This window comes from Streptomyces sp. SJL17-4, from assembly GCF_036826855.1.
Classification (GTDB): Bacteria; Actinomycetota; Actinomycetes; order Streptomycetales; family Streptomycetaceae; genus Streptomyces.
This window is the reverse complement of the sequence record NZ_CP104578.1, coordinates 2,116,461-2,135,841: the sequence shown is the minus strand read 5'-3', so window position 1 is coordinate 2,135,841 and position 19,381 is coordinate 2,116,461. Positions and strand designations below refer to the sequence as shown.

Below are 19,381 nucleotides of genomic sequence, written 5' to 3'. Positions count from 1 at the left end.
TCTCAGTGACCGGGCACCGCGGGGCAGACCGCGAGAAGGTCGGCCGGTCCGCGCAGGACCACGTCGGGGCCGCAGGCGAGCAGCTCCTCCTCGTCGATGGTCGCCCACACGGCCGCGGCCGTGGAGACCCCCGCGCCCTGCGCGCTGGCCATGTCGGTGGGCGCGTCGCCCACCATGACGGCGCGCTCGGCCGGCACACCGAGCAGGTCGAGGGCGTGGAGCACGATGTCCGGGGCGGGCTTCGGCCGGGGGATCTCGTCGGATCCGATCACGTGGTCGAAGTAGTGGAGCAGGCCGAGGACGTCGAGCAGCGACCGGGCCCGCTCGCCGGCCTTGCCGGTGGCTATGGCAAGGCGCAGACCGCGGGAGCGCAGGGTCGTCAGGAGGTCGACGACGCCGTCGAAGACGCGTACCTCCTTCGCGAGCCGGTAGCTCTCGCGGACGAAGGGCTCCTCCATCTCCAGGGGGAGCCCCATGATCTCCATGATGTCCGTGAAATAGCGGCCCTGGTGGCGCTGGTACTCCTCGAACGGCGCGGGGCCGTCGCCGACGACCTCCGCGTACGCACGCGTGAAGGCCTCGTTCATCACGGCGAGGCTGTCGACGATGACGCCGTCCAGGTCGAAGATCACGGCGTCCCTGACCGGAGTCAGCGTTTCCGTCGTGGTGTCGGACGGTCCGACCGGGCTCGTTGTCATGACATTCCCAGGGGGAGGAGGGGAGAGGGTTCGAGGGAGGGTTCAGGGGAGGGTGCGGCGGAGGTTTCCGGCAAGGGGGCGCTGCCCGCCAGGGCGGACTCGTAGAAGCGCTCCGTGATCCGGATGTTCCTGCGGATGTCCGCCACGGCGCGGCCGCGGTGGGTCGGATCGCCGAGGAGACGGGGCAGATCGTCGAGCTGGCGGCCGTACTCCACACCGATCGGCTCGGTGGGCAGCGCGATGTCCTCGGTGCGGCCCTCACGGGTCAGGGTGAGCGTCGGTACGGGTTCCCTGTTCGGGCTGAAGCCGAAGACGCACCGCAGGGTGGCGGTGCCCGCGCTGCCCTCGACCCGGATGAGCGTGAGGTCGCGTGCCGCGTGCGAGGCCCAGCTGGCGCGCAGCGCGACCGAGGTGCCGTGCTCCGACACCAGAAAGCCGCGGGCCGTGTCCTCCACGTCGCCACGGAGATGGTCCGCCTGCGGGCCGTCCTGGCGCCAGACGGCACCCCACGACGGGTCGTTGAGGAAGTCGTCGGAGACGGTGCCCGTCACCTGGACCATGGGGACCGGTCCGAGGATCGCGTCGAGGGTGTCCAGCAGATGCCAGCCGAGGTCCAGCAGGACACCGCCGCCCGCCTGGCTGCGGCTGGTGAACCAGCCACCGGACTTCGGAACGCCGCGCGCCCGCGTCCAGGCGAGCTCCACGTGACGGACGGTGCCGAGGGAGGGAACCAGGTCCAGCAGGACACCGATGTCGCCGCGGTAGCGCGAGGCACTGCCGGCGAGCAGCACCGCGCCGCCGTCGGTCTCGGCCTGCGCCAGCTTCTCGGCCTCGGCCGAGTTCAGACAGACGGGCTTCTCCACGAAGGCCGGGATGCCGCGCTCCAGCAGGGCGACGGCCACCTCGGCGTGCAGGTGGTTGGGTACGGCGACCACGGCGAGGTCGACCGAGTGGCGGTCGAGCTCGTCCACGTCGGCGAGGACCGCCGGACGGGCGACGCGCGCACCGTCCTGCGCCTCGTCCTGTGTCCCGTCCCGCGCCGCCCCGTCCTGTGTCCCGGTCTGCTCGTAGGCGGCACGGGAGGCCGCGCTCGGGTCGACGACGGCGACGACGTCGAACGCGGGATGCTCCCGCAGCCGGGGCAGCCACAGTTCACGGCCCGCCCAGCCGAGCCCGACGACCGCGACCCGGACGCTCATCGGCCGGCCAGGGTCTCGGCCACCACCTCGGCCACGATGGCCGCGGTGACGTGCATGTCCTCCTCGGTGCCGAGGAGCACGCGGTGCTGGAGCCAGACGCAGTCGCGCGTGATGGCCTCCGTGTGGGGGCAGAGCTCGGCGAGTTCCTCCACCGTCATGTCCGGCGCGCCCGTCTCCCAGAACGCGTCGGTGCGGTAGACCGCGCGGAAGGCGACGAACGCCGGCAGCCCGCGGGCGACGAGCGACTCGACCAGCGCGTTGCGGCCCTCCTCGCTGATGCCGGGGATGCGGAACATCGCCATGTAGTGCGCGTTGTGGTCGGCGCGCGGGTCCACGGTCTGCGGGACCACGCCCGGGATCTGCCGCAGCAGCTCCTGGAGCACGGGCCATCGCTGCTGGCGGGTCGCGATCTGCGCGTCCAGGCGCCCCAGCTGCGCGCGCAGGACGGCCGCCGAGAACTCGTTGAGCCGGAAGTTGGAGCCGCTCGTCTCGTGGAAGTACCGGCGGTCGGTACGGGGACGGCCGCAGCTGTGGCGGATGAACGCCTTCTCGTACGTCTCCGCGTCCGGGAAGAGCACCGCGCCGCCCTCGCCCGCCGTCATCAGCTTTCCGTTCTGGAAGCTGAACGCCGACACCGGGCTCAGTTCACCGACCCGCTTGCCCTCCCAGCGGGCGCCGTGCGCGTGCGCGGCGTCCTGGAGCAGCGGGACGCCGGTGTCGGCCGACAGCTTGCCGAGCGCATCCATGTCCGCGATCTGACCGGCCATGTGCACGGGCATGATCGCCCGCGTCCGGGAGGTGACCGCGGCGGCCACCGCCGCCGGGTCGATGTTGTACGTGTCCGGGTCGACGTCCACGGGGACCGCGACGGCCCCCAGGCGCTGCACGGCCTGCGACGAGGAGATGAAGGTGAAGGCCGGGACGATGACCTCGTCACCCGGGCCGACCCCCATCACCTGGAGGGCGAGTTCCAGGGCGTGAGTGCCGTTCGTGACCGCCAGCGCGTACGGCGCGCCGTGGTGGTCGGCGAACTCCCGCTCGAAGGTGTCCACTTCGCTGCCACCCATGCGCCACCACTGGCCCTGCTCCAGCGCACGGATCAGGCCGTTCCGCTCGTCATCGCCGAACTGCGGCCATGAAGGGAATTCCGGTGCCTGTCGGGGATTCATGAATCTCCTGTTCTCCCGCCTGGGCGGGAATGCGTCCGAGGTTGCCCGGGAACATGCCACGGACGGGTTCCGTGTCCCGAAACACCGTCACCGTGCTGGAAATCGCCTGTGATTGCCGTCGGGCGTCGACATGGGTGATGACGCGGACGGCATCGTGGCTGGGGTTTCCTCAGGGTAGTGCGGCACCTTCGGCCGGACATCCCCCGGTCTGGTAGTGGTCAGCCGCTCCGTCGGGGAACCGCAAGGGCTCTGTCAGGCCCTACCAGGGTGAGGGATGTCGCGCCGCCACCACCCCGAACTAGCCTGGCCGAAAGGTCCGGTCTTGGGACTTCTCTCGAACGATTCTGGTAATTCCGGAAGGTGTGACGTCATGGTGCAGGGCGAAATCATCAACACCCTTCCGGGAATTCTGATCGAGCACGCCGAAAGGTTCGGCGACAAGCCCGCCTTCGTGGACCGGGGGCGCTCCGTCGGCTACCGGGAACTGGAGGCGAGGACGGCCCGACTGGCCGGCCGGCTGGCGGACCTCGGCCTCCGCCGCGGCGACCGCGTCGCCATCCTGCTCGGCAACACCGTCTCCACCGTGGAGAGTTACCTGGCGATCGTCCGCGCGGCCGGTGTCGGCGTCCCCGTCAACCCGCGCTCCACGGCCGGTGAACTCGACCACATGCTCGGCGACAGCGGCGCCCGGTTCGTCATCACCGACCCGGAGGGCGCCGCCCGACTCCTCGACCGGGCGGAGGAGGCCGCGACGCTCGGCCCCCTCGACCGGGTGGAGGAGCCCCCGCCGCTCGGCCCGCTCACGCTCCTCGTGACCGGCGCCGGGCCGGTGCCGGAGGGCTGCCACTCGTACGACGAGCTCGCCGCGGGCGTCCCGTCGGACGACGCGCCGGCCCCCTCCGCCCCCAGGGACGACCTGGGACCGGACGAGGTGGCCTGGCTCTTCTACACCTCCGGCACGACGGGCCTCCCCAAGGGCGTGCTGTCCACTCAGCGCAACTGCCTCTGGTCCGTGGCGAACTGCTACATCCCCGTACCGGAACTCTCCGCCGACGACCGCGTCCTGTGGCCCCTGCCCCTGTTCCACAGCCTGTCCCACATCGCCTGCGTCCTGTCGGTCACCGTGGCCGGCGCCACCGCCCGCATCCTCGACGGACACTCTCCGCAGGACGTCCTCGACGCGCTCCGCGACGACCGCTCGACCTTCCTCGCCGGTGTCCCGACGACGTACCACTACCTCGTCGAGGCGGTACGCGACAGCGGCTCCGCCCTGCCCGACCTGCGGATCGGCCTCGTCGGCGGCGGCGTCACCTCCGCCGCACTGCGCCGGGCGTTCGAGGACACCTTCGCCGTGCCCCTCGTCGACGCCTACGGCAGCACCGAGACCTGCGGGGCGATCGCCATCAACGCCCCCCACGGCACCCGCGTCGAGGGATCCTGCGGCCTGCCCGTCCCGGGCGTCGGAGTCCGCGTCGTCGACCCCCGCACCGGCGAGGAGGTCCCGGCCGGGCAGGAAGGCGAGGTCTGGGTCCAGGGGCCGAACGTCATGGTCGGCTACCACAACAGCCCGGAAGCCACCGCCGAGGCGCTGCGCGACGGCTGGTTCCGCACCGGCGACCTGGCCCGCCGGGACGAGGAGGGCCACCTCACCATCTGCGGCCGCATCAAGGAACTCGTCATCCGCGGCGGGGAGAACATCCACCCGGTCGAGGTCGAGACGGCCATGCGCTCCTTCCCGGGCGTCGCCGACGTGGCCGTCGCCGCGAAGCCGCACGAGGCCCTCGGCGAGGTGCCCGTCGCGTACGTGGTCCCCGGGCCCGCCGGCTTCGACGAGGAAGCGCTGCTCGCGCACTGCCGCGCCCGACTGGCCGCCTACAAGGTCCCCGAGGAGATCCACGAGATCGAGGAGATCCCTCGCACGGCTTCGGGCAAGGTCGTCCGGCACCGCCTCGCGGACGTCCCGGGACGCCTGAGGATCGCGGTGGACGCCACCGGCCGCTCGCTCCGGCTCGTCGAACCCGACCCCGCCGTCCACGCCGCCCTGCGGGCGGACCTCACGGGCCGCGAGAAGAGCGCCCAGCTGCGCGCACTCGAAGAGCTGGTGCGCACACAGGCGGCGGACGTGCTCCGCCTTCCCTCCGCCGAGGACATCACGGCCGACCGCGCCCTGCGCGACCTGGGATTCACCTCACTCGCCATCGTCGAACTGCGCAACCGACTCGTCCTGCGCACCGGGCTGCGCCTGCCCACCACGATCAGCTTCGACCACCCGACCCCGCGCGCCCTGGCCGCCCACCTGCGCGCCGAGATCCTGGGGATCGCGGAGCGGGGGGACGCGGATGCGGATGCGGGTGCGGATGCGGACGCCGCGGGACAGGTGGACAGCGATCCTCACGACCCCATCGTCATCGTCGGCATGGCCTGCCGCCTGCCGGGTGGCGTTGCCGGTCCGGAGGACCTGTGGCAGATGGTGAGTGAGGGCCGCGACGGCATGTCCGGCTTCCCGACGGATCGCGGGTGGGATCTGGAGGGTCTGTTCGACGCCGACCCTGACAATCCGGGGACGACGTACGTCCGTCGTGGCGGTTTCCTGCACGAGGCGGGCCGTTTCGATGCGGGGTTCTTCGGGATCTCGCCGCGTGAGGCGACGGCGATGGATCCGCAGCAGCGGCTGCTGTTGGAGACCTCGTGGGAGGTGTTCGAGCGGGCGGGGATCGATCCGGGTGTGCTTCGGGGCGCCGAGGTGGGCGTGTTCTCGGGTGTGATGGGTCAGGGGTATGCCTCGGGTGAGGGTGTTCCGGCGGAGCTTGAGGGGTTCGCGGGCACGGGCAGTGCGGGCAGTGTGGCCTCGGGCCGTGTGTCGTACGTGTTCGGGTTCGAGGGTCCCGCGGTGACGGTGGACACGGCGTGCTCGTCGTCGCTCGTCGCGATCCACCTGGCCGCGCAGGCGCTGCGGCAGGGCGAGTGCACGATGGCACTCGCCGGCGGTGTGGCCGTCATGGCGACCCCCGACTCCTTCATCGGCTTCTCGCGGCAGCGCGCGCTCTCGGCCGACGGCCGCATCAAGGCGTTCTCGGCTTCCGCCGACGGCACGGCCTGGGCCGAGGGCGTGGGTGTCCTGCTGCTTGAGCGTCTCTCGGACGCCCGTGAGAACGGTCACCAGGTCCTCGCGGTGGTTCGCGGTTCGGCGGTCAACCAGGACGGTGCGTCGAACGGTCTGACGGCTCCGAGCGGTCCTGCGCAGCAGCGAGTGATTCGCAAGGCGCTGGCCGGTGCGGGTCTTTCGTCGGCGGACGTCGACGTCGTCGAGGCGCACGGTACGGGTACGACGCTGGGTGACCCGATCGAGGCGCAGGCTCTGCTGGCGACGTACGGGCAAGGGCGTGCGGCGGACCGGCCGCTCTGGCTCGGTTCGCTGAAGTCGAACATCGGGCACGCACAGGCCGCCGCCGGCGTGGCGAGCGTGATCAAGATGGTCGAGTCGATGCGCCGTGGCGTGCTTCCGGCGACGCTGAACGTCGACGAGCCGACCCCGCAGGTCGACTGGTCGGCGGGCGCGGTCGAGCTGCTCACGGAGTCCCGGTCGTGGCCGGAGACGGAGCGTCCGCGTCGCGCGGGTGTCTCGTCGTTCGGTGTCAGCGGTACGAACGCGCACGTGATCCTGGAGCAGGCGCCGGTGGAGGCGGAGCTGCCGGCGCAGGCCGTGGCGGGCGGTGCGGTGCTGCCGTTCGTGGTGTCGGCGAAGGGTGCGGGTGCGTTGGCCGGTCAGGCGCAGCGGCTGGCGGCGTTCGTCGAGGCTGATGAGACCGTCTCGCTCGCGCGGGTCGCGGGTTCGCTCGTGTCCGGTCGTGCGGTGTTGTCGGATCGTGCGGTGGTGGTCGCGGGTTCGCGTGACGAGCTGCTGTCGGGTCTGGGCGCGCTGGCGCGCGGCGAGTCTCCGGTCGGCCGTTCTGCCGCTCGTGGTCGGTCGGTGTTCGTGTTCCCGGGTCAGGGTGCTCAGTGGGTGGGCATGGGCCGTGAACTGCTGGACTCGTCCGCGGTGTTCGCGGATCGGGTGGCCGAGTGTGAGCGTGCGCTGTCCCCGTTCGTGGACTGGTCGCTGACGGATGTGCTGCGGGGTGACGCGGACGCGGGGCTGCTGGAGCGGGTGGATGTGATCCAGCCGGCGAGTTTCGCGGTGATGGTGTCGCTGGCCGCGGTGTGGCGTTCGGCTGGTGTCGTTCCGGATGCGGTTCTGGGTCATTCGCAGGGTGAGATCGCCGCGGCGTGTGTGGCGGGTGCGCTGTCCCTTGAGGACGCGGCGCGTGTGGTGGCTCTGCGGAGTCAGGCGATCGGCCGAGTCCTGTCGGGTGCGGGCGGTATGGCTTCCGTTGCACTTTCGGAGGCCGAGGTTCGGGGTCTGCTGGTCGAGGGTGTGGAGGTTGCGGCGGTCAACGGCCCGACGTCCGTGGTGATCGCGGGTGATGCGGATGCTCTGGACGGTCTGCTGACCGTGCTGGAGGGCCGTGGTGTGCGGGTGCGGCGGGTCGCGGTGGACTACGCGTCCCACACCCGTCACGTCGAGGCCGTGGAAGAGGTCCTCGCGACCGAGCTCGCCGGGGTTTCCGCGCTGGCTCCTGAGATTCCGTTCTTCTCCTCGGTGGACGGTGCGTGGGTCGAGTCCGAGGGTGTGCTCGACGGCGGGTACTGGTACCGCAACCTGCGGCGCACGGTGGGCTTCGAGCCCGCTGTCCGCGAGCTGATCGGTGCGGGCTTCGGTGTCTTCGTCGAGGTCAGCCCCCACCCGGTGCTCCTCCAGCCGGTGACGGAGATCGCCGACCAGGCGGAGGCCGACCTGGTGCTGGTGGGCTCTCTGCGCCGGGGTGAGGGCGGCATGCGTCGCATGCTGGCCTCCCTCGGTGAGGCGTTCGTGCGTGGTGTGGACGTCGACTGGACGGCCGTCCTGCCGACCGGTGTTGTCGGTGGTCCGCGCGTGGACCTGCCCACGTACGCCTTCGACCACGAGCACTACTGGATCCAGCTGACGGGTGCCGACACCGACGTCGCATCCGTCGGTCTCGCCTCCACCGACCACCCCCTCCTCGGCGCCGTCGTCGGGCTCCCCGGTTCCGACGGCTTCGTGACGACCTCGCGCTGGTCCCTTCGTTCGCACCCCTGGCTCGCCGACCACGCCGTGGCCGACGTGATCGTGGTACCCGGCGCCGCTCTCGTGGAGCTGGCCCTCGCGGTCGGCGACGAGATCGGCGCCCCCACCGTGGAGCGGCTGACCGTCGACCACCCCGTCGTCCTGCCGCTCAGCGGTGGCCGGTCGCTCCAGCTGACGGTGGGCGGCGCCGACGAGACCGGGCGCCGTGCGATCCAGCTGTACTCCCGGGCCGAGGACTCCGGTGCGCAGGAGGAGTGGGTCCGGCACGCCGACGGGACGCTCGCGCCGAGCGCGCCCGTGGACGCGTCGGTCTCCGACGACACCACCGGGGTGGACGTCGTCCTGCCGGAGGGCGTCATCGACGCGGACCGGTACGGGCTGCACCCCGCGCTCCTCGACGCGGCCGCCGCCGTCGCGCTCGCGGACGGCATGCAGCCGTACGAGTGGACGGGTGTCTCCCTGCGGGCGTCGGGCGCCTCCGCGCTGAAGGTCCGTACGGCGCGTGCGTCCGGTGAGGGCAGTTCGCTCGAACTGGCCGACCGGAGCGGCCGCACGGTGATGTCCGTCGCGACCGTGACCGGCAGGCCCTACACGCCCGAGCAGGCACTGATCGCAGACGTCCTGACGCACGACGCGCTGTTCCGTGTCGCCTGGACCGAGCTGCCGTCGGCGCCCGCCACCGCTGCCGCGGGCTCCGCCGAGTCTCCGTACGTGTCCTCGGCCGCCGAGGTCGCCGCCGTGGCCACCGCGAAGGGCGCGGCCCCCGGCCACCTGCTGTACGAGGTGGACCCGGCCGATGCGGACCCCCGCTCCACGACCGCGGCCGCGCTGGGCGTCGTACAGGAGTGGCTTGCCCGGCCCGCGCCGGCGGACACGCGGCTCGTCGTGCTGACCGGCGACAGCGGCGAGCCCGCCACCGCGGCCGTCCAGGGGCTCGTACGCTCCGCCCAGTCGGAGCACCCCGACCGGATCGTCCTCGTGGAGACCGACGCCGACGCCCGCTCCCGTACCGTCCTCGCGACCGCCCTCGCCGGCTCCGAGCCCCAGCTGCGGATCCGCGCGGGAGTGGCCGAAGTGCCGCGTCTCGTCCGCGCGACAGCCGCCCGAGCCGCTGGAGCCGCCGGGTCCACCGGAGCCGCTGCGCGCCCCCTCGACTCCGACGGCACCGTCCTGATCACCGGCGGCACGGGCACCCTCGGGGCCATCGTCGCCCGCCACCTCGTCACCGCACACGGGGCCCGCCACCTGCTGCTGGTCAGCCGGCAGGGCCCGGACGCGCCCGGCGCCGCCCGGCTGGCCGAGGAGCTGACCGCCCTCGACGCCACCGTCACGATCGCACGCTGCGACGTGGCGGACCGTACGGAACTCGCGGCGCTCCTCGCCACCGTCGCCGCCGGGCAGCACCCGCTGACCGCCGTCGTCCACACCGCGGGCGTCCTCGACGACGGCGTGGTCTCCGAACTGACGCCGGAGCGCATCGACACGGTGCTGCGGCCCAAGGCGGACGCCGCCCTCCACCTCCACGAGCTGACCCGGGACCTCGACCTCGCGGCCTTCGTCCTGTTCTCCTCGGCCGCCGGCGTCCTCGGCAACCCGGGACAGGCCAACTACGCGGCCGCCAACGCCTTCGTCGACGCCCTCGCGCTCCGCCGCCGGGCCCTCGGTCTGCCCGCCCTCTCCCTCGCCTGGGGCTACTGGTCCGAGGTGAGCGGGATGACCGAGCACCTCGCCGACGCCGACCTCCACCGCAACACGCGCAACGGCATGTCCGGGCTGTCCGCCGTACAGGGAATGGCGCTCCTCGACGCCGGTCTGCGCGGGGACGACTCCCTGCTCGTCGCCACCCGGCTCGACATCCGCGCACTGCGCGCCCGGGCCGCGAGCACCCCCGTGACCCCGCTGCTGCGCGGTCTGGCCCCTTCACCGCGGCCGACGGCCCGGGCCGCCGCCGCGGACTCCGGCTCGTTCGCCGAGCGCATCGCCGCGCTGGGCGCCGCCGAGCAGACCGAGGCCCTCGTGGAGCTCGTACGCCGTCACGCGGCCGAGGTCCTCGGACATGCCACGGCGAACGCGGTGGCGGACGAACGGGCCTTCAAGGAGGCCGGGTTCGACTCGCTGACCGCAGTGGAACTGCGTAACCGTCTCGCCGCCGCGACGAGCCTGCGGCTCTCCCCGACGATGGTCTTCGACTACCCGACGCCCGCCCTGCTCGCCGGGCAGCTACGGGTCATGCTGCTCGGCTCGCTGGGCATCGAGCCCGGCGACCCGACCGCCCCCGCCGGGGCGGACGCCAGGGCGTCCTCCCGGGCGTCCGCCGACGAGCCGATCGCGATCGTCGCCATGGCCTGCCGCTTCCCGGCCGGCATCGCGAGCCCCGAAGACCTGTGGCGCGTGGTGAGCGAGGGCGCCGACGCGGTGACCGACTTCCCCACGGACCGTGGCTGGGACACGGAGCGGCTCTACGACGCCGACCCCGACCACGCGGGTACGACGTACGTCCGCCACGCCGCCTTCCTCGACGACGCCGCGGGCTTCGACGCCGCGTTCTTCGGCATCTCGCCGCAGGAAGCGCTGGCCATGGACCCGCAGCAGCGGCTGCTCCTGGAGACCTCGTGGGAGGTCCTCGAACGGGCCGGCATCGACCCGACCTCCCTGCGCGGCCAGGACGTCGGCGTGTTCGCCGGCATCAACAGCAATGACTACAGCCTGCTGCTGCACCGCTCCCCGGAGGTCGAGGGGCACCGGCTCACCGGCAGCTCGGGCAGCGTGCTCTCCGGCCGCATCGCGTACCACCTCGGCCTGGAGGGGCCGGTCCTCACCGTCGACACGGCGTGCTCCTCCTCGCTCGTGGCCCTGCACCTGGCGGCGCAGGCCCTGCGCCGGGGCGAGTGCTCCATGGCGCTGGCCGGCGGCGTGATGGTCATGGCCAACCCGGACACCTTCGTCGAGTTCTCCCGCCAGCGCGGTCTGGCCCCGGACGGGCGGTGCAAGGCCTTCGCCGACGGCGCCGACGGCACCGGCTGGTCCGAGGGCGCCGGCCTCCTGCTTGTGGAGCGGCTGTCGGACGCGCGACGCCACGGCCACCAGGTCCTGGCCGTCCTCAAGGGCTCGGCCGTCAACTCCGACGGCGCCTCCAACGGACTGACCGCTCCGAACGGTCCGGCGCAGCAGCGCGTGATCCGCAAGGCCCTCGCCGACGCCGGCCTCACCACGGCGGACGTCGACGCCGTCGAGGCGCACGGTACGGGTACCACGCTGGGCGACCCGATCGAGGCGCAGGCGCTCCTCGCGACGTACGGCCAGGACCGCCCCGCGGATCGCCCGGTGTGGCTCGGCTCGGTCAAGTCGAACCTCGGCCACACCCAGGCGGCGGCGGGCGTCGCGGGCGTCATCAAGATGGTGATGGCGATCCGCCACGGGCTGCTGCCCCGCACCCTGCACGTGGACACCCCCTCCACCAACGTCGACTGGTCGGCGGGCGCGGTCGAGCTGCTGACGGAGTCCCGTCCGTGGCCGGAGACCGAGCAGCCGCGCCGGGCCGCGGTCTCCTCCTTCGGTATCGGCGGCACCAACGCCCATGTGGTGCTGGAGCAGGACACGACTCCTCAGCGGGACGTGCACGTGCACGTGCACGTGGACGTGGACGGAGACGGAGACGGAGACGGAGACGGAGAGAACAGGGTCGTCTCCGGGGCCGCGCCGGACGTTCGGACGGTGCTCGTGCCGGTGTCCGGCAGGACGGCCGACGGGCTGCGCGGGCAGGCGGAGCGCCTCGCCTCCTTCGTCGAGAGCCGCCCTGACGTGAGCGTCGCCGACACGGCGTACTCCCTGGCCACCACCCGTGCGCACCTCGCCCACCGGGCGGTCCTCGTCGCCACCGACCGGGACCGGCTCGGCACCGACCTCCGCGCCCTGGCCGAGAGCGGCGAGGCGGGCCCCGGGACGGTGACCGGTACGCCGGTCGCCGGAAAGCTGGCCTTCCTCTTCACCGGCCAGGGCAGCCAGTGGGCCGGCATGGGCCGCGAACTCGCCGACGCCTTCCCGGCCTTCCGCGACGCCTTCGACGCCGCCTGCGCGGCCGTCGAGCAGCGACTGGGGGAGGAGCACCTCGACCGGCCGCTGCGCGACATCGTGTTCGCGGCCCCGGGATCGGCCGAGGCGGCCCTGCTCGACCGGACGATGTACACCCAGGCCGCGCTGTTCGCCCTGGAGACCGCGCTCTTCCGGCTCTACGAGTCGTGGGGCGTGCGACCCGACCTCCTCGCCGGACACTCGATCGGCGAGGTGAGCGCCGCGCACGTCGCGGGCGTGCTGAGCCTGGCCGACGCCGCCACCCTGGTCGCCGCACGCGGCCGGCTGATGCAGGCCCTGCCCGCGGGCGGCGCGATGGTCGCCGTCCAGGCGACCGAGGCCGAGGTCGCCGCCCTCCTCGCCGAGGACGCCCGAACGAGCTCCGCCGTGTGCGTCGCCGCCGTCAACGCCCCCGACTCGGTGGTGATCTCCGGTAGCGAGGCCGAGGTCCTGGCCGTCGCGGCCGAGCTCGCCGGCCGTGGCTGCAAGACCCGGCGCCTCCAGGTGAGCCATGCCTTCCACTCGGCGCTCATGGAGCCGATGCTCGACGCGTTCCGCGCGGTCTGCGAAGGACTGGACTACCGCCCGGCCGGCGTCCCCATGGTGTCGACCCTCACCGGCAAGGCCCTCGCCGCGGACGAACTCGGCACCCCGGACTACTGGGTCGACCAGGTTCGGCACGCCGTGCGCTTCGCCGACGCCGTCACCTCCCTGAGCGACCTGGGCGCGACGACGTACCTGGAAATCGGGCCGGGCGGTGTCCTCACCGGCATGGCCCTCGGCTCGCTCGCGCCTCTTGCCTCCCCCATGGGTTCGGCGGAGGACAGCGGTTGCGTGGCCACGCTCCGCCGCGACCAGGCGGAGGACGTCAGCGTCCTGACCGCCCTCGCGGAGCTGCACGTACGAGGCATCGCCCTCGACTGGACCGCCCTGTCCGCAGAGCCTCGCCGGGCCAGGACCGACCTGCCGACGTACGCCTTCCAGCACCAGCGCTACTGGCTCGACCGTGCCCTGGACACCCACACCGACGCCGGCGCGACGGGCGGCGCCGACCACCCGCTGCTCGGCGCCCCCACGGAGCTGCCCGGCGACGGCGGGATCGTCCACACCGCACGGCTGTCGGCCGGCCGCCACGGCCGATTCCTCGGCGCGGGCGACCGAGTGCAGGGCGCCGTCGCCGTTCCCGCCGCCGCGCTGCTCGAGATGATGGTCAAGGCCGGCGACGCCGTCGGCTGCGGGTCGCTCGAAGAGACGGCCGTGGAACGCGCCCTCGTCCTGCCGGAGCACGCCACGGTGCAGCTCCAGGTGGCCGTCGGCGGCCCCGACTCCGCCGGACGTCGCACGGTGCGCGTGTACAGCCGCCTCCACGGCGCGGACGCGGCCGGGACTCCCTGGACCCGCCACGCGAGCGGTGTGCTGGCCGCCGGGATGCCGGAGGCCTCGTTCGACCTGGCGAACTGGCCGACTGCCGAGGACACGTCGACCATTGCCCTGCCTGGTGTACGCGCCGTTCGGCAGGACGGCGAGCAGACCTTCGCCGAGGTGGCGCTCGATGGGCATCTCCTCGACGAGGCCGATCAGTTCACCCTCCACCCGGTCCTCCTCGACACCGTGCTGCGGCTCGTGGCGGCCGTCGACGGTACGCCGTCTCCGCGCGAACTCGCCCGCTGTGCACGGCTTGTCGTCCACGCGGCCGGTGCCACGGCCCTGCGCGTACGGATCACTTCCACCGGACAGGGACGCCACCTGGTCGAGCTCGCGGACCCCACGGGTACGCCGGTCGCGTCCATGGGACCGCTGGAACCGGCGGAGGGCGCGCCGACGGCCGGGGGCGCCGAGGTCGGGACCGGGACTCCTGACGTGCCGCCCGCCGCCGAGGCGGTCCGCCGCCGTGCGGTGACCCGCGACGCGGCCGACGCCGGGTCGTTCGCCGCGCGGCTGACCGGGCTCACCGCCGCGGAACAGCAGCGCGTCCTGGTCGAGCTCGTGGAATCCGGCGCGGCCGCCGTCCTCGGCCACCGTGCGACGGACGCCTTCGACCGGACCCGCTCCTTCAAGGACCTCGGCTTCGACTCCCTCGCGGCCGTCAAGCTCCGCAACAGGCTGGCCCACGCGACGGGGATCGAAGGACTCTCCGCCTCGGTCGTCTTCGACTACCCGAAGCCCGCCCTGCTCGCCGGACACCTCCGCGCCGAACTCCTCGGCGAGGAGACCGAAGCCGACTCCACGGCTGGCGCGCCCGCCTCGTCCGACCTGAACGAACCGATCGCGATCGTGGCCATGAGCTGCCGCCTGCCGGGCGGTGTGGAAAGCCCCGAGGACCTGTGGCGACTCGTCGCGGAGAAGCGCGACGCGATCTCCGGCTTCCCCGTCGACCGTGACTGGGACCTGGACGGGCTCTACCACCCGGATCCGGACCACCAGGGCACCAGCTACGCCCGTACCGGCGGATTCCTGCACGATGCCGCGAAGTTCGACGCGGGCCTCTTCGGGATCTCGCCGCGCGAGGCCCTCGCCATGGACCCGCAGCAGCGGCTGCTCCTCGAGACCTCCTGGGAGGCGCTGGAGCGGGCGGGGATCGACCCCCGGTCCACCGGCGGCAAGGACATCGGCGTCTTCACCGGCATCGTCCACCACGACTACGTGTCCCGGCTGGGCCAGGCACCCGAGGGCGTCGAGGGCTACGTCATGGCCGGCACCGCGGGCAGTGTGGCCTCGGGTCGTGTGTCGTACGTGTTCGGGTTCGAGGGTCCCGCGGTGACGGTGGACACGGCCTGCTCGTCGTCGCTCGTCGCGATCCATCTGGCGGCGCAGGCGCTGCGGCAGGGCGAGTGCTCGATGGCCCTTGCCGGCGGAGCCACCGTCATGTCCAGCCCGGACGCGTTCGTGGAGTTCTCCCGCCAGCGCGGCCTCTCGCTCGACGGCCGCTGCAAGTCGTTCGCGGCATCGGCCGACGGCACGGGCTGGGGCGAAGGCGTGGGTGTGGTGCTCCTGGAGCGGCTGTCGGAGGCCCGGAGGAACGGGCATCGCGTGCTGGCCGTGCTGCGGGGTTCCGCGGTCAACCAGGACGGTGCGTCGAACGGTCTGACGGCTCCGAACGGTCCCGCGCAGCAGCGGGTGATCCGCAAGGCGCTGGCCGGTGCCGGTCTGACGTCGGCCGATGTCGACGTCGTCGAGGCACACGGTACGGGTACGACGCTGGGCGACCCGATCGAGGCGCAGGCTCTGCTGGCCACTTATGGCCGGGGGCGTGCGGAGGGCCGGCCGCTCTGGCTCGGTTCGCTGAAGTCGAACATCGGGCACGCGCAGGCCGCCGCCGGTGTCGCCGGTGTGATCAAGATGGTCGAGTCCATACGGCACGGTGTGCTTCCGGCGACGCTGCACGTGGACGAGCCGACCTCACAGGTGGACTGGTCGGCGGGCGCGGTGGAGCTGTTGACGGAGTCCCGTCCGTGGCCGGACACCGAACGTCCGCGCCGCGCCGGTGTCTCCTCCTTCGGCGCGAGCGGTACGAACGCCCACCTCATCCTGGAGCAGGCGCCGGTGGAGGCGGAGCTGCCGTCGCAGGCCGAGCCGGGCGATGCGGTGCTGCCGTTCGTGGTGTCGGCGAAGGGTGCGGGTGCGCTGGCCGGTCAGGCGCAGCGGCTGGCGGCGTTCGTCGAGGCGGACGAGACGGTCCCGACGTCTGGTGTGGCGGCTTCGCTGGTGACTGGTCGTGCGGTGCTGTCGGATCGTGCGGTGGTGGTCGCGGGTTCCCGTGACGAGCTGCTGTCGGGTCTGGGCGCGCTGGCGCGCGGTGAGTCGGCGCCGGGGGTGACGGCGGGTGCTGGTTCTACTGCTCGTGGTCGGTCGGTGTTCGTGTTCCCGGGTCAGGGTGCTCAGTGGGTGGGCATGGGCCGTGAACTGCTGGACTCCTCACGGGTGTTCGCGGATCGGGTGGCGGAGTGCGAGCGTGCGCTGTCCCCGTTCGTGGACTGGTCGCTGACGGATGTGCTGCGGGGTGATGCGGACGCGGGGCTGCTGGAGCGGGTGGATGTGATCCAGCCGGCGAGTTTCGCGGTGATGGTGTCGCTGGCAGCCGTGTGGCGTGCGGCCGGTGTCGTTCCGGATGCGGTTCTGGGTCATTCGCAGGGTGAGATCGCTGCGGCGTGTGTCGCGGGTGCGCTGTCCCTGGAGGATGCGGCGCGTGTGGTGGCTCTGCGGAGTCAGGCGATCGGCCGGGTGTTGTCGGGCGCGGGCGGTATGGCGTCGGTGGCTCTGTCGGAGGCCGAGGTTCGGGGTCTGCTCGTTGAGGGTGTGGAGGTTGCGGCGGTCAACGGCCCGACGTCCGTGGTGATCGCGGGTGATGCGGATGCCTTGGATGGTCTGCTGACCGTGCTGGAGGGCCGTGGTGTGCGGGTGCGGCGGGTCGCGGTGGATTACGCGTCCCACACCCGTCACGTCGAGGCCGTGGAGGAAGTTCTCGCGGTCGAGCTCGCCGGGGTTTCCGCGCTGGCTCCTGAGATTCCGTTCTTCTCGTCCGTGGACGGCGCCTGGATCGAAGAGGCGGGCGTCGTGGACGGCGGGTATTGGTACCGGAATCTGCGGCGCACGGTGGGCTTCGAGCCGGCGGTGCGTGAGCTGATCGGTGCGGGCTTCGGTGTGTTCGTCGAGGTCAGCCCGCACCCGGTGCTCCTCCAGCCGGTGACGGAGATCGCGGACCAGGCGGAGGCCGACCTGGTGCTGGTGGGCTCTCTGCGGCGGGGTGAGGGTGGCATGCGTCGCATGCTGGCGTCCCTTGCCGAGGCGTTCGTGCGTGGTGTGGACGTCGACTGGACGGCCGTCCTGCCAGACGGTGTTGCCGGTGGTCCGCGCGTCGACCTGCCCACGTACGCCTTCGACCACGAGCACTACTGGCTCAAGGCTCCCGACCGTCCCACCGACGGAGACATCCAGGTCAACGAAGCCGACCGCGACTTCTGGACCGCCGTCGACGACGCCGATCTGGACGCGCTGGCCACGCTGCTGAAGGCCGACACGACCGACCGCCAGAGTGCCCTCGGCGCCGTCGTCCCGCTGTTGGCGGACTGGCGTGAGGGCCGCCGCGAGCGGTCCGTGGTGGAGGGTCTCCGCTACGCCGTCACGTGGCAGCCCCTGCCGCAGTCCGCCCCCGGAGTCCCGGGCGGTACGTGGCTGGTGATCGCCCCGGCCGAGCGTGCCGGTGCCGGTGGGACCGACGACCTGGCGCGCGTACTGGCTTCCCAGGGCCTCAACACGGTGCTGCTGGAGGTTCCGGAAGCCGGCCTTCGTGACCGGGCTTCCCTCGCCGAGTCGCTGAGCCGCGTACTCGCCGAGCACGACCTGTCCGGCGTACTTTCCCTCCACGCCCTTGAGCGGGGTCAGGCAAACGCTCCGGAGCGGGGACAGACGCCGCAGGACGCCGCGGCCGTCGCCGAGACCACCCTGGTGCTTCTCCAGGCCCTCGCCGACACGGGTGCCACCCAGTCGCTCTGGTGCCTGACCGCGGGCGCGGTCAGCACGGGAGCGCAGGACTCCGTGACCTCCCCGCTCCAGGCGGCGCACTGGGGCCTCGGCCGCGCCGCGGGCCTGGAGTTCGCGGACCGCTGGGGCGGCCTCGTCGACCTGCCCGCCGAGATCGACAACCGAACCGTTCAGCGTCTGCTCGGCGTACTCAACTCCGCGGGCGACGAGGACCAGCTCGCGATCCGGCGTACGGGCGTCCACGCCCGCCGACTGGTCCGCAAGTCCCTGCCGAAGACGGCGGGTACGCAGCGGTGGCAGCCGCGTGGAACGGTCCTCGTCACCGGCGGAACCGAGGGCCTCGGCCGGCATGCCGCCCACTGGCTCGCGCTCGGCGGGGCCGACGCCCTGATCGTCACGACCACCGCCGAGACCCCGGACGGCAGCGTCGAGACGCTGCGCGACGAACTCTCCCGGCTGGACGTCCGTACCGGTGTCACGGCCTGTGACGCCGCCGACCACGACGCGCTCGCCCGCCTGCTCGACGGACTCCCCGACGACCGGCCGCTGACCGCCGTGATCCATGCCGCCGACGTCATGCAGACCAGCTCCCTGGCCGACACACGGCGCGCCGACCTCGACGAGGTGTTCGCCGCGAAGGTGGAGCTCGCCGTGTGGCTCGACGAGCACCTCAAGGACACCGAGCTCGACGCCTTCGTCACCTTCTCCTCGATCGCCGGCGTCTGGGGCGGCGGTGGGCAGGGCCCGTCCGGTGCGGCGAACGCCGTCCTCGACGCCCTCGTCGAACGCCGCCGCGCACGCGGACTCAGGGCGACCTCCCTCGCCTGGGGCGCACTCGACCAGATCGGTGTCGGCGCCGACCCGGACGCGCTCGCCCAGCTGCGCCGCCGAGGTGTCCTCCCGGTGGCTCCCGAGGTCGCTGTGAGCATCCTGGAGCAGGCACTGCGCGCCGACGAGAACATGGTGGTCGTCGCCGACATGGACTGGACGGCGTTCATCCCGGCGTTCACGTCCGTCCGGCCGAGCCCCCTGTTCGGCGAACTGCCCGAGGCACGCGAGGTGATGCGGTCCGCGCAGTCCGAGACGGGCCCGGGCAGCGACGACGCACACTCGTCCCTGGTCGCGAGCCTGACGGCAGCCTCGGAGACCGAGCAGCAGCGCATCCTGCTGCGGCTCGTCCGCAGCCACGCCGCCACCGTCCTCGGCCACACGAGCTCCGAGGCCATCCGGCCGCTCCAGGCCTTCCAGGAGGTCGGGTTCGACTCGCTGGCGGCCGTCGGCCTCCGCAACAGCCTGCAAGCGGCCACGGGTCTGCGCCTGCCCGCGACGCTGCTCTTCGACTACCCCACCCCCGACGCGCTGGTCGAGTACCTGCGCGCCGAACTCCTCCGTACGACCGGAGACGAGTTCGAAGGGCGGGAGGACGACCTCAGGCGTGTCCTGGCGACCGTCCCCTTCGCCCGGTTCAAGGAGTCCGGAGTCCTGGACGCCCTTCTGGAACTTGCCGAGACGGACGCGCCCGAGGTGTCGGCGCCGTCCGAGGACAACTCGGAACTCATCGACGCAATGGACGTCGCCAGCCTCATTCAGCTGGCACTCGGCGACGACGCAAGCTGA

Annotated in this window: 4 protein-coding genes; 1 reads left to right on the top strand and 3 read right to left on the bottom strand. The window is 72.6% G+C overall.

Going from position 1 to position 19,381, the window contains the following annotated elements; all coding sequences use genetic code 11:
• Window positions 1-2: 2 nt before the first annotated feature.
• From N5875_RS09250 to N5875_RS09240, 3 genes are read right to left on the bottom strand one after another with little or no spacing between them, the layout of a single operon-like run.
• Window positions 3-698 carry an HAD-IA family hydrolase gene (locus tag N5875_RS09250; protein ID WP_318207420.1) on the bottom strand — a complete coding sequence of 232 codons (696 nt, stop codon included), beginning with the start codon at window positions 696-698 and terminating at the stop codon, window positions 3-5.
• Window positions 695-1,897 (bottom strand): Gfo/Idh/MocA family oxidoreductase, encoded by a 1,203-nt coding sequence (locus tag N5875_RS09245; protein WP_338492906.1) that lies wholly within the window; start codon window positions 1,895-1,897, stop codon window positions 695-697. The genes N5875_RS09250 and N5875_RS09245 overlap by 4 nt, the downstream gene beginning before the upstream one ends.
• Window positions 1,894-3,066 (bottom strand): DegT/DnrJ/EryC1/StrS family aminotransferase, encoded by a 1,173-nt coding sequence (locus N5875_RS09240; RefSeq protein ID WP_318207418.1) that lies wholly within the window; start codon window positions 3,064-3,066, stop codon window positions 1,894-1,896. Before N5875_RS09240 ends, N5875_RS09245 begins: the two co-directional genes overlap by 4 nt.
• Window positions 3,067-3,436: 370 nt before the next feature.
• Here N5875_RS09240 and N5875_RS09235 point away from each other — a divergent pair, with 370 nt between their 5' ends.
• Entirely contained in the window at window positions 3,437-19,381 is a 15,945-nt protein-coding gene (locus tag N5875_RS09235) for an SDR family NAD(P)-dependent oxidoreductase (protein WP_338492903.1), read from the top strand.